Source organism: Abyssisolibacter sp. ZYX002 (genome assembly GCF_056892235.1).
This window is the reverse complement of the sequence record NZ_JARMXH010000001.1, coordinates 64,939-80,531: the sequence shown is the minus strand read 5'-3', so window position 1 is coordinate 80,531 and position 15,593 is coordinate 64,939. Positions and strand designations below refer to the sequence as shown.

The following is a 15,593-nucleotide window of genomic DNA, read 5'->3' as shown; positions in this document are numbered from 1 at the left end:
CGGTTGTGGCGATTTGTATGTTTTGATACTTATGTCCTAACATTATAATAAGCTCAATGTCAGTAATGGAGTGCCTAACTATTGACAAAAAACTCATAAAAAATCTCATTACTCATGTTAAGTAGCTTATGATAATAGTTAAAAACTCAAGTAAACTCAATATTGATGCTGTTAACAAACTATCATGTATATTATGATTATTTAGCTTATTTTTACATCATCTAAGGTAATTCGCGTTACTGATTATAATCATTAGATGATTTTAGTTTTACTTTTTTCTGCTATTTTTTTTATATTTTTTTATATTTCGGGAACATTTTCTCATTTATTTTATCTATATATACGTAGTGCTTAAATTTCTTTAATTGCTTGGAGGCGTATTTATGAATAAAAACATTAAAAAATGCATAGAAAAGCTAAACTCTATAATGAATCATAATCCATTAGCTATATTATTCAATTCAAACAATCACACCTATCTATATGATACTGGTACTTTGAAAATAGTCCGTTGCAAAGAATTTGAATCGTTTTTATTAGAGAAGATTTTGAATAACGAAAATATAGAAAGAGAAACTCTAATAAAAAAATTCTCTTTATCTGAAGATGATTTAGAAAATAAATTAATGACTTTTTGTAATATATTAGAAACACAAGATTTATTAAATGTAACTTCTAAGAGACTTTTTATGTATCCTAATCATCACGAGCTTAAGAAACATATCAATAGTGGTCTAAGGCAATTAATTTTAGAAGTGACTGACAAATGCAACCTTAGATGCAAGTATTGTACTTATAGCAGTGATTTCTCAGACACAAGAAATCATGGTGACAAAGATATGAGTGTGGATATTGCCTTTTCTGCTATAGATTATTTAAAGGAACACGGAATAGAAGATGAAGTTGTAATATCTTTCTATGGTGGTGAGCCTTTGATAATGATTGATTTAATTAAAAAATGTGTAGAATATGCTACGAAAACTATAACTGACAAGAAATTGACTTTCACTGCTACAAGCAATTTAACTTTAATGACTCCTGAACTTGCTGATTATATCAGCTCTATCAACAATTTTATTATTATCGGGAGTATAGATGGTCCTGAAGATATCCATGACAAATTTAGAGTTGATATTAATAATAATGGTACTTTTAATAAAGCCATAAATGGTCTTAAATATTTAGTAGATGCCTTTGGAGTAGATAGCACAAAACGATTATTAATTAATTCAGTATATACGCCTTTATATTCTAAAGAAAAATTAGATTCTATTGCTCAATTTTTTAATAATTTAGAATGGTTGCCGACTGAAATTGTAAATATGATTACATATCCCGAGACTAATAGTGTCCCGCTTGAGTTTTACGAAGGTACATCACCTTCTGATTCAATTGAGCGTTCATTGTTTACATGGTGCGAACAAGATTTTGTTGAAAATTTTTTATATGATGAAAAAGGCAAATTAGCATTCCCTGAAGTTATTGATGGTTACTTAACTTCTATCTATACCAGAGGTGTAACTAATAAAGCAAATTTTGAGCTACCTTTAAATGGCTGTTGTATACCCGCCTCTGAACGTATTTTTGTCTCTCCTACTGGAGATATTAGAGTATGCGAAAAAATACTTGGTCCTGAAGTTGTAGGAAATGTCACTAATCATATTGATGTTAAAAAAATAGAAAAAATATACCTAACCAACTACTCAAATTTATCTCTTGATGATTGCAGTAATTGTTGGCTAGCAAAATCATGTTCTTTATGTTATGCCAATTTTATAAGAAATGGTTCATATGATATAAAAAGCAAAAAACCTCAATGTGATGTTACTAAAGAAAGCTATAAATGTGCATTAGAATTTTATTATAATTGTTATGAAAAAAATCCTAATATTTTTGAAGTTTTATATAATTCGGTAATATGATATTTTCTTTCATTGAATTATCTATTTTCAAATATATTGATAGATAAAAATTAAAAGGAGGTGAAATAATGGAATTTATGAATTCAGATTATGATTTATCAGGAAGAAAAGAAGAAGAAAAAAGCTGCGGTAAATGTCGTTGGTCTTGGGGTGTAACTAGAGCTATGGTTAATGCAGCTAGACCTACAGGTCCAGTTTATAAATAATCTTATTAATTAGGAAAATTATCTTCGTATCTTTAACATTAAGTATCCTAATAATTATGATAAAAACTTTACCATATTATTGTGATATCTACATATGTTTAGATAATTAGTAGATAAAATAAATACACGGAGGTGAAATAATGGAATTTATGGATTACGCTGTAAGCGGAGAAAAAGAAAAAAGTTGCGGTAAATGTGGTTGGACTTGGCATGTAACACGTGCTATGGTTAATGCTCCTCGCCATCATTTAGATCCTGGTACTCAACCTTCTATACCTAGTCTGTAAAATATAATAGGTGTTTAGAAATCATTTTAATTAATATTTATATTTAAAAGTGTCTACTTCTATACTATTGGATTTAGACACTTTTACTTTTACATAAACTAACTTATCCATGTTTTGGATAAGTTTGCTTGACTTTTTTTTGGTTATATTGTAATATAAAAAAAATAAGGTCGCATAGCTAACTTGCCTCACAATCAGAGGGAACAGGTTCGAGTCCTGCTAGGGCCATTATATAAAACAAACAATGATAAGAAGTAGTAATTTGAATTCGATTTCCAGAGAGGAGTAGTTTGCTGAAATACTCTATGAGAACTCAAATGAAGTAGTCTTTGAGTTATGGGCAGAAACCAATTTGGAAGTAGATCCCATTGTTTTTCCTCGTTATCGGATGTTAAGTGCATATATTTATTTATATGAATTTAGGTGGTACCACGGTTATTTCGTCCTATTATTTTAATAGGACGTTTTTTATTTTATTAAGAAAGAGAGGATAATGAAATGTTAGAAAAGAAATATAAAGCTAATGAAATCGAAAAAGAATTAGTAGACTTTTGGAAAAATAATGAAATATTTAAGTATGAAGAAACGAGTAATAAAGAACTTTATTCCATAGATACTCCACCTCCAACTGTAAGTGGAAAACTACACATAGGTCATATTTTTTCATATACTCAAGCTGAAATGATTGCACGTTATAAGAGAGCTATAGGTTATAATGTATTCTATCCTTTTGGCTTTGATGACAATGGCCTACCAACAGAGCGTTTAGTTGAAAATGATTTAAAAATAAAAGCTAAAGAAATGCCTCGTTCCAAGTTCAATCAAAATTGTTTAAACGTAATCATGGATTACGAAGCAGAATTCAAAAATTTATGGACTAACCTCGGCTTTAGTTGCGATTGGGGCCTTGAGTATAAAACTGTATCCCCACTATCTCAAAAAATTTCACAAAGATCATTCATTGATTTATATAATAAGAAAAAAGCTTATATCGAAGAAAGTCCTGTTCTTTATTGTACTCATTGCCAAACTTCAATTGCTCAAGCAGAACTAGAGACAAAAGAGCTTGAATCTCATTTTAACTATATTAAATTTTATATTGATGATGAATATTTGATGGTAGCAACAACACGTCCTGAACTGTTAAATTCATGTCAGGCAATTTTTATCCATCCAGATGATGATAAAAACTCCCATTATATAGGAAAGACTGCTATAGTTCCATTATATAACTACGAAGTACCAATTCTACCTAACGAAGATGTAGATAAGGAAAAAGGTAGTGGAGCAGTAATGTTCTGTACTTTTGGAGATACTAAGGATTTAGAGTGGTATAAAAAATACGACTACCCCTATAAAAAGACCATTAATTCAGATGGATTTATTGATGAATCAGTTGAATTTATTGGTGGAATGCATGTGAAAAAAGCAAGAAAATCAATAATTGAGTTATTAAAAGAAAATGAATTATTAATTAAATCAACTTCAATAACTCACCCCGTTTCAGTACATGAAAGATGCTCTAATGAAGTTGAAATTATACCATCACAACAATGGTATATTGATATATTAAGTTCACAAGATGAATTAATCAAGCTAGCTGATCAGATAAATTGGTATCCATCATATATGAAATCTAGATACTTGTCCTGGGTTGAAAACTTAAAGTGGAATTGGTGTATATCAAGACAACGATACTTCGGTGTACCATTTCCTGTTTGGTATTGTGAAGATTGTGGTGAAATAAAAATTGCCGAAGAAAGTGAATTACCTATAAACCCACTAGAAACTAATCCAATGACTCCTTGCAAATGCGGTTCAACAAATTTTGTGCCTGAATCAGCAGTTCTTGACACTTGGGCGACTTCGTCAGTTTCTCCACTTATAAATTCTAAATGGGGAGAAGAAAATGATATCACCAATAAATTATTACCTATGGGCATGAGAACTCAAGCACATGAAATTATTAGAACTTGGGCATTTTATACAATTGCAAAGACTCACTTTCATCTAAATATGATTCCTTGGAAAGATATTATGATTTGTGGGTTTGTATTAGCTAGAAAAGGTGAAAAAATTAGTAAATCGAAGAAAAACTCTAACTTGGAGCCAAATAAACTAATCGAAAATCATTCAGCTGATGGAATTAGATATTGGGCTGCATCCGCGAAGCTTGGAACGGATACAACCTTTTCTGAAGAAGATTTGAAAATATCAAAAAGGTTTACAACTAAGCTATGGAATGCTTCAAAATTTTCTTTAATGCATTTAGATGATTACGATGGTTCTATCTCTACTGTAATACTTCCACAAGATAAATGGATTATTGAAAGAGTTAAAGAAACCACAAATCGTGCAAAGAAATATTTAGACGAATACGAAATTGGTTTAGCACGAAATATTATTGATGATTTTTTCTGGAAGGATTATTGCGATAATTACCTTGAATTAGTAAAAGATAGACTATATAAACCTGAAATTCATGGTGCAGAAGAAAGAAAATCTGGACAGTACGCTTTATATCAATCATTACTTAACATATTGAAGCTATACTCAATTTTTACACCATTTATCACTGAGAAAATATATAAAAGCTTCTTTGAGAAATTCGAAAAAGAAAATTCAATTACTAAGCTACTTTGGTCTGATTCGAAAGAAAATCATAGGTATATTACATTTGGTAATTCATTAAAAACGATATTATCAGTTGCTAGAAAATATAAGACTGAGAAAGCTCTGTCAATGAAAGCTGAAATATCTAAACTTAACCTTACTATTCCATCAGAACAAAAATCATTTATTGAATTAACTTTAAAAGATATAGAAACTACTACTCATGCACTGGAAATCAACCTTAATGAAGGTACCGAATGTAGTGTAGTTGTTGAATAGTAAGTAAAGTTAGAAATACTCAAACAACTTCCTTTTTCACTGGTCACGAACCGTCCGAGACCAGTGAAAAAGAGGCTCTCAAACCAATAGTTTAACAAAAGTTATGCACAATGGGCAATAAAACAACGTACTTTATAAACAAAAAAGGGAGTTACACTAGCAATTCTAAATTCACTAATGCAACAGCCCCTTTTGTCAATAATCTGAGCGAGGATATTATCCTTGCTATTTTTTTATATTAGTTGCAATTGCAACTAATTTTTCTTAAATCATATTTATAATTCTATGACCATAACCTCTTCATCCCACATTATTTCACCTGTTTTTTTAAATCCTATACTTTCATATAGCTTTTGAGCAATAAGATTTTTAGGTTCAATGCTTAAGTAAAATTTTATATTACCCAATTTTTCTTTCATCAAGTTTACTAATTGTATCATTGACATTTTCCCATACCCTTTTCTTTGATATTTTTTATCAATCATAAATCTACTCAGTTCCCATCTACCAGTTTCTGGGTCAAAATCATACATTAAAAACCCAATCATAGTTTCATTATCATAGATACATAGAGGGTATAATTTTTCGCCGAATTTTGCTTCTAGTATTGAGTACCAGTTTGACGCTACAAACTTTTCTTGTTCTTTCCTAACATCTAAATTTATACACTCTTCCCAATTTTCTTTATTAACCTCTTTAAAACTAATATTCATATTTTCAATTCCTTTCCAATCATAGGGAAAATTCGAGACCAGTGAATAAGTATATATTTAAAATTCTACTATGCAATATATAGCTATATAAGATAATTGATTATATATGTTATATGTCAGAATCCAAGTTTTTTCTCTGTATTTACCTTTAAATATTTCTCAAATTTCATTATCTTAATTTTGTTGCATAATCAGCAATATATATATCTTTAAATCCTAAACTATCATATAACTTTTTGGCTTTGTTTCCTACTACACAATATAGAATTATAGAATCATATCCCTCATCAAATATCCTATTACAGATATATTTTATGAAAGCTCGTCCAATACCTTTGCCTTGATATTCTGATTTCACAGATACACTTCCTATTTCATTCCCTTTGATATGTGCAAACCCAACTATTTCTCCATCTTGTATATATACTAATCGCTCATTTAATGTCTCAGCCCAATTTTTACGCATTTTATCATTAGGCTGTTCAATAACTGAATTAGGAAAATCTCCAACTTCTACACGCATCTCATGAAAGGCTTTTGCATACATCTCATGTGCCGATTCATAATCCTCATCTCTATACCCTCTAATAGGCAAATTCTCAATATCAAATCTATTACCTGTATATTTCATATATGTTGATGAATACTTACGTTTATAACCAAATTTATTAGCAAGATATTCTGCATCAACATCATTTACCCTATAAGTTGTCATTATTTGCTTGGATTGCCCATTGCATATTTTCTGTTCACATAACTTAATAGCCTCAAATCCAATTCCTTTGTGACGAAAAGTTGGATCTATGAAGACATATATAAAAGTGAATTTTCCTTCTGAGATTTGAGCAATCCCCACTAATTTATTATCATTAACTATGGAATATATATTATCCATTTTCAAGTTCAAATCTATTAAAGTTTCAGGATCCACATCTTCTAAATTTAAAATTTTACTTGCTTTTACATAATCCTTATCAGACATTTCAATAATTGCTACATCCATACTATCCCTCCTTGTAGTACTAACATAAACTCATTAATTTAATTTGTAATCACCGAAATAGTAATTTCAATCTATAAAAAGCTATTGACCTTATAACCTAATTTACGACTTTAATAGAGAATTCTCTATTTAATTTTCAAGAATCTATATAATTTTGTTTAATTGTATTAGTATGTACATGCTTACTAATAGAAATCATTACGAGAGTCGGCATAGGTCCATTATAAATTTTAGAAATCAAGCTTTCACTATCTATCTCAACAACGTTGCCACAAACTTATGGTACTTTATTTGTAATTATATTTTTACTTCATAACAATCATGTACTTTTACTATTCTAAATCCAGAATGCTCGTATAATGATAATGCTTTTTTGTTTTCTGTTTCGACGCTAAGAGTAAATTTTTCGATTCCTTGGTTAAGTAAATAGGCAATTGTTTTTGATAATATTGCTCTCCCAATTCCTCTTCCTCTATAACTCTTTAAAACCGCTAAATCAGCGATGCTTCCCTCACCATTCTCTATTCTTGCAGAAATAATTCCTACTGGAGTATTGTTAATCTTTCCAATGAAGTTACTGTATTTAGAATTATTTAAATTTGACTCATTGTATGACTTTTCATCTTCTTTGGTTGTTCCAAAAGCTTCCATCCCTATTGGTATAATATCATGTAAATCTTCAAGTGTGGCCCTATTCAATAGAATATCCGTACATTTTTTAACATCCTCTTTATAATATTCTTTATTGAAATTCATTTTATATGTTGAATACTTATCTACTCCACCCTCAGACATGACAAACTCTCGGAAGCTAGTAGCATCTCTTTCATTAATAATTTTTATGATGTCTACATTATTCTCCTTACATTCCTCTATTACACTCTTAAAAAATTCAGAGAATATACTCTTTGCTCTGTAATCTGGATGAATAGTCCCCCATGCCATAACTTCTCCCTCAATATAACTACGAACCATACCAAAATATCCAATCAATTTATCTTCATTATAAAATAAAAATTTAGTAGCATCTCCTCCATCAAGATGGAACGTTAAATCTGTATTATCATTTTCATTACATATCTGTTCTAACTCCTTTAAGTCTTTAAGGCTCTTATTATTTAATCCTTGTTCTGTAATTACTTGATTTTTAAAATTAAACTTCTCCATTAATTCCCCCTAGATATGAATTTTTGACTTAGACATAATATTTAGTCATTTTTTGTGATATAACTATTGTATCATTTATTCTCACTATGTAAAATACTAAAACAACACCTTGATTGGGCTTTTTAATAGCTTCACATCTATATTCATACCATAATATACTATTTAAGGCTTCACCCCAAAGTTTGCTCCTAGTTCTCTTCCACTAAAAAGAGCTTGTTCATTTGTTTTTACTATAGCATGGGACTAGCTTTTCCTCATAGCAGAAAAGTAAAAAACGGCAGTGATTCAGATAATTCAAAAATGAATTATCTAAATTACTACCGCCCCAGTCTTCGCATATAGGCGCCTGGACTAATACTTTCAAATTGTTTAAATACCTTGGAAAAATACTCTTGAGAGTTAAAACTCAATTGTTGGGATATCTCTAAAATGCCCATATTAGTATAGGCAAACAAGTATTTTGCATGTATGATTTTCTTATAGTGAATATAGTTTGTAATTGTATTCCCTGTCTCTTGTTTAAATAGTTTAGAAAGATACTTGTCATTTATATTAAGATGCTTAGATATAACATTTAGTGAAATATTCTTTTCAATATTGCTATCAATATAATTTATCGCTTGAGTAACAGATTTTGAGTAAATTGATAGGATCTTATGTTTTTTAATCTCTTGGATAAAGTTCAAGTATATTAAATCAGATAAACAATATAAATCATCCAAAGATGTCGCTGCTTCAACCAAATAAATGTACTCATCGGCTAATTCAAAGGCCGCTCTTTCGTCAACACCTGCTTGTATAACATATCTTACCAACACCGCACAAGAACCTATTATATTATTTTTTAAGGATCTAATCTCGTTACCCTCACAAAAATTAGATACTTGATATTTTGAAAGCAATCTTCCATATTTTATTATTTCATCATCTAAATTATTTAACAAGGATTCATAGAACATTCTTTCAATTTCAAAGGGATAGTGCTGGTTACTAACATTGTGACTCTTTGAAGACTTAACGCTTTTTTGGTAATTGTCTATCAACTTATTTATGTTTTTAAAACTCTCAATATTATTGAATATTTGTGAAACATACATGTATAACCACCCTTTACAAAGTATAGTACTTCTCACTTCTAAGCTTATAGCAAGTTACATTAACATTGAAACCTGCAATAGGTTTGCCATTGTACTAATATAGGCATTGTAGAGTTCTAGTATAATAAACCTTAGGTTTTATTATACCATAATTTAATGTGCTACTACTAACGCACTGCATCTAACTTGTGATTAATTTGTCCCTGCAATCTTAGAAATGCTTGAATACTCTTATCTAACCCACCAACCTTGCTATTGGTTGTCCATAACACTTTATAATTATTCAACATACAGTGTAAATTTTGCTTCAACTGCTACAATATGAGTTTTTGCTCTTTAATATTTAGAATCTCTTCATTTTCAATATAGTACCTTAAATCTGCCCCTACTCTTATAATATCGATAGCATTGGCAAAACAATCTTGATAGAACTGTGCCTGCTTAATTTTCATATTATGCATTTTCAGTTTTTCTATTTTTCAATGAGATTCAACTCCTTATTAATTATTTATAAAAAATATTAAGAACTTAGCTTTCTTTCCTTCATTTCCTTCATCATATCTCTTACATCAGATTCCTTAAGTTTATAGAAGCAAGCAAATATGATTAAACATAAAAGTGCTCCTATAGCTGGAATTAACGTCGTCATAAGCCAAATTCCATCTAATGTAGCTTGTGACTGCACCTGTGCTAAACCATTAAAGCCAAAAACTCCCAGAAGGACCATTGTTAAAGAACCAGATATAGCAGTATTAAACTTCGCACTAAATGTTTGAATAGAAAAGGCTAAACCACTATTCCTTTCACCTGTTACATACTCTCCATATTCGATACAATCTGTTACAAACATGCTTTTCATTATATTTGGACCAAGAAACCCAACTCCTTTAAAAATACTGATTATGAAGTATAACATAAAATTGTTGTAACCAACACAGTATTGAATTATAGAAGTAGCAACAGCCAATATTAAAAACCCTATCATTAAAGTTATCTTTCCAAACTTATCAATCGCTCGGGGCAGTATAGGCGGTAAAACTATCAGAGGCAATATTGTTGTTAAACTTAAGATACCCATTAATTTTAGATTACCTAAGTTGTACTTTACAAAATATGTGCTAACAGTCAATCCTAGATTTAGCGCGCCTTTAAAAATTATCCCACTGTATAATACTAATAAGTATTTGTTCTTAATTATGGAAGTAAACAGCATCTTCACGGTAAGTTTATTTTTTCTTTCCGCTACAACCCGTTCTTTCACTGTAAACCTAATAGGCATCATTACAACAAACGCAATTACCATTACCATGAGAACTGCTGGTGTCCATCCTGCACTGTCAATAATAGGTGCTAATAAAATACCCGCAAAAACACCCGCAATTCCCGTTGAAAATTGACCAATGGCTATTAAGGTATTACGCTCATTTGGATTGTCGGTCATAGTAGTGACTAAGGCAAAGATAGGTGCATCTGATATAGTATAAACCATCCCCCATATTATGTACGTAATGTAAGCATAAGTCAAGTTAAATACACTTCCACCTTTGATATTCATGAAAACAATAATAGTCAATATAGGAAGTAAAAAAGTTACAGATTTAACCCATACTAAATACTTACCTTTTTTAGGATTTGTTTTGTCTATCAATCCTCCCAATATAGGATCGTTGATTGCATCCCAAATTCTTGAAATAAAAAATAGTGTTGCCACAGCTTTTGTTGACAGTCCTACTACATCTGTATAGAACATAGGTAAATAAATTAGAACAAGTATGTAGATGATATTTTGCCCCATCATCCAACTACCATAAGAAAAACGTTCACTTCTTTTGGTTAAGAAACTTTGTTTCATGCTTTTATGACTCATCTTAAACACCTCTCCTTTGATTAACCTTAGTGGTATTATACATAAATTTTAATAAAAAATTCTTATACTATCTTTGTTTTTTTTAACTATTTCCACCTAAATTTTGAGTAATAATCGAAAAAAATTGCACGTCGTGTGCAAATATTGTATAATTGGTTTGTAACATGATCATCTCTGCATTTTGGGTTTAACTTATACATTAATCATATTTACTTCTTTCTATAATCTAAAAGAATAATAACTCTAAAAATGTAGATTAACGAAAGCGAAATTGACTATTATTAATGAAAAGGAGTGAGCCAAATGAAACAAAAAGTAAAAGAAATTCTAAGTAAAATGACACTGGAGGATAAAGCGAGACTTTGCTCTGGAAGAAATTACTGGACATTAGAAAGTGTATTAGGTTTACCGAATATTTTAATGTCTGATGGCCCTCATGGGCTTCGCAAACAAGAAGGAAATGCAGATCTTGCAGGAATTAATTCAAGTGTAGCATCCACTTGTTATCCAACGGCAGCAGGACTAGCAAGTACATGGAATAATGAACTTATTTACCAAGTAGGTGAGTATTTAGGGGAAGAATGCCGTACTAATGAAATATCAGTTTTATTAGGTCCTGGAGTTAACATCAAAAGACATCCACTTTGTGGACGTAACTTCGAATACTTTAGCGAAGACCCTTATTTAAGTGGAACACTGGCTGCGAACTTCATCAATGGAGTTCAGTCAAAAGGGATTGGAACATCAATTAAACATTTTGTGGCATACAACCGAGAATCAATGCGTTTTGTTCTAGATACCTTTATTGATGAAAGAGCTCTACGTGAAATCTATCTAAAAGGATTTGAAATAGCTGTAAAAGAATCACAACCATGGACAGTAATGTGTTCTTATAATCTAGTAAATGGTACATATCAAAGTGAGAACAAGAGATTATTAAATGATATATTAAAAGAAGAATGGAAGCACGAAGGTCTAGTCGTGACAGATTGGGGTGCATGTAACAATCGTGTTAAAGGTTTAATCGCTGGACAAGAACTAGAGATGCCTGGGGGTACAGATGAGAATCAAAGAAACATCATTGAAGCAGTTAAAAGTGGTACAATAAGTGAAGATATTTTAGACGAGAGAGTTGCTAAAATTATTGAATTAATTTTAAAATCGCAAGAAACTCTAAATCAAAATTTTATACCATATGATAAAGAGAGCCATCATAACTTTGCAAGGCGTGTAGCTACTGAAACGATGGTGTTACTAAAAAATGAAGATCATATACTGCCATTAAATAAAAACCAAAAAGTAGCGTTGATTGGCGAGTTCGCTGTAAAACCAAGATTTCAAGGTGGTGGTAGTAGTTTAGTGGCACCAACAAAAATAACCAACGCAAAAGATGCATTTGAAAAGAATTTAGGAGATAAACTGCTATACTCTCAAGGATATCGTTCTGACGAGGATATCTCAGACCAAGCACTCCTTGATGACTCCATAAATACAGCAAAACAAGCAGATGTCGTTGTGCTTATGGTTGGACTGACACATGGCTCTGAGAGTGAAGGGTTTGATCGAACTCATCTTAATATTCCAAACAATCAATTAGAGTTGATAAAAGAAATAACTAAGGTAAACAAAAATGTTGTTATTGCTTTATCAAATGGTAGCCCTATTGTTATGCCATGGAAACAGGATGTGAAAGCCATCTTAGAACAGTATCTAGCAGGACAAGCTAGTGGTGAAGCACTTGCTGACGTACTATTTGGAAAAGCAAATCCTAGCGGAAAATTGGCTGAAACGTTCCCTAATCATCTAGATGAGTTTCCAAGCAACCAAAACTTTTCAGAAAAACCACGTCAAATTGAATACCGTGAGGGATTATATGTAGGATATCGATATTATGATACAGCTAACAAAGAACCCTTATATCCATTTGGACATGGTTTAAGTTATACATCTTTCTCTTACGATCACTTATCAATAAATGTTATGAATAATGAAATCAAAGTATCATTTACCGTAACCAATACTGGTGATAAGGAAGGAAAAGAAATTTCTCAGCTTTATATTGGAAAAAAAGATAGTATAGTCTATCGTCCTGATAAAGAATTGAAGGGATATGCAAAAACTACTCTGCAACCTCAGGAATCAAAAACAGTCGAGATATCTGTACCAATCGAAATGCTAGCAGTATACAATAAAGATGATTTCAAAATCGAAAATGGAGAATATGAAGTTCTCGTAGGAGCATCTTCAAGAGATATTAGATTAGCCAAATTCATATCAGTAAAAGGAACGTCTTTATTAGTAGAGAATGATGATATCTACAAAAACATTACTTCGAATTTCTCTCCAACACAAAAAGAATTTGAGCAAATTCTAGGCTTTAAGATTCCAGAATATCCAACGCTTAGACCAATCACAATGAATAGCGTTATCTCAGAACTGCAAGACAATGCTATCGGAAAACAACTACATGACATACTGTTAGAAAAAGCAAGTAACCCTGATAATGATAAAACAACATCACATATAGTAGAAGCAATGATAAATGAAATGCCAATTAGATCTCTTTCAACGCTATCTGGAGGAATGATATCACACAGTAAAGGACAAGAATTAATAGATATGATGAACAAAGAGGATATTAAACAATAAAACAATAAAAGGATAAAAGAAAAAGCGCGATTTAGCGCTTTTTTAATGCACAAACTAACATGTTTGCAAGAACGTTCAAATCTCCTTTAGTCTCCCTTTTTTCAGTTAACATAGCTTTCTCTCTATAAATAATTTTCTGAGCGTATCCTAATATACTTTGCGCTGTTGTTGCAAAAATAACAGCTGGATCTGCACCGTGCAACTCAATAGTATTATCTGTTCTTGCTTTTTCAATTAACTCATCGTATAAACTTTCTACAAGCATCTTCTCCAAGTAATTCACATATTTATCATTTGGATAACTATTAATAAAATAGTAATCAAATACGGTGATATATTTGATTAATTTAGCATTAGATTGTAACATATCTACCTGCCTATAAATAATCTCTGACATTAATTCATGAGCCGATTTATTTTCATCATAATTTTTGTAAACACTATTATTGTATTCATGCATACATAACAGCTGAATATCAACAGCTAAGTCTTCTTTGTTCTGGTAATAGTAATATAATGATCGTAGAGAAACACCACATTTCTTTGCGATTTCTTTCATAGTAGGAGCATAAATCCCTTCATTAATAAAGATATCCATACTTTTTTTTAGAATCTCTTCTCGCTTTTTTGATTTCACATTACTTTCCTTGTAATTTAATACATCTATCATATAATCACTTCTTTCAACCAACTTATGTATACTCAAATTATAATATCATTATTGCTGAAAAGCGTCAAGAAAACGTACCACTTTATCCCATAAAGTTTTCAACATTTTTACCACTCCTTTTTTGTATTATAAAAAGCCAATGATATTTAATTCATTGACTTTAAGTTCATAGTTCCGTATTTAGTTATGGGTTTGGGCTTAGCCCAATTTTAGGGGATTGGGACACCATTTTAGCAATTTGTATACAAATTGGAAGCTCAGGAAGGAGCCTTCAAAGGGACTGCGGTTTTATTGATATTGATTAAGAAATAATAGTTATCCATGATTTCCACTATATTGATTTCACTAGTAATTAGGCATCCGCTATCATTTTTAATGTATATCTTCTAGAAATTTTAATGTAAAATCTTGCGTCATAATATCCCTAATAAGAATTTTATTTATTTTAGGGACGAGATTAATATTTTCTAATTCTTTAACTAAAATCCATTTGCATCCTGTACTAACTGAATTATTTAAACGATCTAAATCAAGTACTCTCTCTGCTACCTCTTCTTTAGTCTCATCCACTTCACATCTAAACACATGGCTTAACCCTCCACGTGATCCATATCTATACCCATCTCTTATAGGATTATATTCGTATATATATAACATTTCTCGAACAAAAACAGTTAATCCACTTTCCTCCAGTACTTCTCTAGCCACAGCATCTCTCAAAGTTTCATCAATTTCAACACCACCGCCAGGAAGATTATAATATTCACCATTATTAAATTCATTTAGCAACACACGACCATTCTTAATTACTATAGCTCTTGCACTTAACCTATAATTACTCATATAATCACCCTAAACTTTCTAAAAAATTATTAATTATAATAATATTATTTTATCATATTCAATCTATAAAGTAATCTCACACAATCAAAATAACCTCTCAAATAAAAATGGTCTCCTTCATAATTATGAAGGTCTTTTAACTCAACTATATATTCGCTCATATCTGTGTAATTTTCAATGCCTTGTAATTCACTCATTCTTGAACAGTACTGTAGGGTCAAAAAAAAAATCAACTAAAGTATTTCTGTTTTAGTTGATTTTTCTTGGTTTGTTGCTA

At 30.7% G+C, this 15,593-nt stretch carries 13 protein-coding genes and 1 other annotated feature; of the genes, 5 read left to right on the top strand and 8 right to left on the bottom strand.

Features of this window, described 5'->3' with window-relative positions; all coding sequences use genetic code 11:
* The first annotated feature begins 383 nt into the window (after nucleotides 1-383).
* From P3X86_RS00330 to P3X86_RS00315, 4 genes are all read left to right on the top strand, one after another.
* Nucleotides 384-1,922, top strand: a complete 1,539-nt coding sequence (locus P3X86_RS00330) for a radical SAM protein (RefSeq protein WP_483290627.1) — start codon at nucleotides 384-386, stop codon at nucleotides 1,920-1,922.
* 68 nt (nucleotides 1,923-1,990) lie between these two features.
* Nucleotides 1,991-2,128: a hypothetical protein gene (locus P3X86_RS00325; protein ID WP_483290626.1), complete on the top strand. Its 138-nt coding sequence runs from the start codon at nucleotides 1,991-1,993 to the stop codon at nucleotides 2,126-2,128.
* Nucleotides 2,129-2,277: 149 nt separating this feature from the next.
* The gene (locus P3X86_RS00320) at nucleotides 2,278-2,415 is read left to right on the top strand and encodes a hypothetical protein (protein ID WP_483290625.1); all 138 of its coding nucleotides are present in this window, start codon (nucleotides 2,278-2,280) and stop codon (nucleotides 2,413-2,415) included.
* Between the two features lie 235 nt (nucleotides 2,416-2,650).
* Nucleotides 2,651-2,866 (top strand) — a binding site (T-box leader).
* 47 nt (nucleotides 2,867-2,913) lie between these two features.
* Complete coding sequence (locus P3X86_RS00315; protein WP_483290624.1) at nucleotides 2,914-5,307, top strand: valine--tRNA ligase; 2,394 nt, start codon at nucleotides 2,914-2,916, stop codon at nucleotides 5,305-5,307.
* 275 nt (nucleotides 5,308-5,582) lie between these two features.
* Here the strand turns inward: P3X86_RS00315 and P3X86_RS00310 are convergent, their stop codons facing one another.
* From P3X86_RS00310 to P3X86_RS00285, 6 genes are all read right to left on the bottom strand, one after another.
* Nucleotides 5,583-6,029 carry a GNAT family N-acetyltransferase gene (locus tag P3X86_RS00310; protein ID WP_483291717.1) on the bottom strand — a complete coding sequence of 149 codons (447 nt, stop codon included), beginning with the start codon at nucleotides 6,027-6,029 and terminating at the stop codon, nucleotides 5,583-5,585.
* Between the two features lie 160 nt (nucleotides 6,030-6,189).
* Nucleotides 6,190-7,023: a GNAT family N-acetyltransferase gene (locus tag P3X86_RS00305; protein ID WP_483290623.1), complete on the bottom strand. Its 834-nt coding sequence runs from the start codon at nucleotides 7,021-7,023 to the stop codon at nucleotides 6,190-6,192.
* A gap of 297 nt (nucleotides 7,024-7,320) precedes the next feature.
* On the bottom strand, nucleotides 7,321-8,190 hold the full coding sequence (locus P3X86_RS00300) for a GNAT family N-acetyltransferase (RefSeq protein WP_483290622.1): 870 nt from the start codon (nucleotides 8,188-8,190) through the stop codon (nucleotides 7,321-7,323).
* Nucleotides 8,191-8,507: 317 nt separating this feature from the next.
* The gene (locus P3X86_RS00295; protein WP_483290621.1) at nucleotides 8,508-9,287 is read right to left on the bottom strand and encodes a helix-turn-helix domain-containing protein; all 780 of its coding nucleotides are present in this window, start codon (nucleotides 9,285-9,287) and stop codon (nucleotides 8,508-8,510) included.
* A 314-nt stretch (nucleotides 9,288-9,601) separates the two neighbouring features.
* Nucleotides 9,602-9,748 (bottom strand): hypothetical protein, encoded by a 147-nt coding sequence (locus P3X86_RS00290; protein WP_483290620.1) that lies wholly within the window; start codon nucleotides 9,746-9,748, stop codon nucleotides 9,602-9,604.
* Between the two features lie 59 nt (nucleotides 9,749-9,807).
* On the bottom strand, nucleotides 9,808-11,154 hold the full coding sequence (locus P3X86_RS00285; protein WP_483290619.1) for a glycoside-pentoside-hexuronide (GPH):cation symporter: 1,347 nt from the start codon (nucleotides 11,152-11,154) through the stop codon (nucleotides 9,808-9,810).
* A 303-nt stretch (nucleotides 11,155-11,457) separates the two neighbouring features.
* Here P3X86_RS00285 and P3X86_RS00280 point away from each other — a divergent pair, with 303 nt between their 5' ends.
* Complete coding sequence (locus P3X86_RS00280) at nucleotides 11,458-13,803, top strand: beta-glucosidase family protein (protein WP_483290618.1); 2,346 nt, start codon at nucleotides 11,458-11,460, stop codon at nucleotides 13,801-13,803.
* A gap of 31 nt (nucleotides 13,804-13,834) precedes the next feature.
* Here the strand turns inward: P3X86_RS00280 and P3X86_RS00275 are convergent, their stop codons facing one another.
* Both P3X86_RS00275 and P3X86_RS00270 read right to left on the bottom strand, forming a co-directional pair.
* Entirely contained in the window at nucleotides 13,835-14,509 is a 675-nt protein-coding gene (locus P3X86_RS00275) for a TetR/AcrR family transcriptional regulator (RefSeq protein ID WP_483290617.1), read from the bottom strand.
* A 336-nt stretch (nucleotides 14,510-14,845) separates the two neighbouring features.
* Nucleotides 14,846-15,316 (bottom strand): NUDIX domain-containing protein, encoded by a 471-nt coding sequence (locus P3X86_RS00270; RefSeq protein WP_483290616.1) that lies wholly within the window; start codon nucleotides 15,314-15,316, stop codon nucleotides 14,846-14,848.
* Nucleotides 15,317-15,593: the final 277 nt, after the last annotated feature.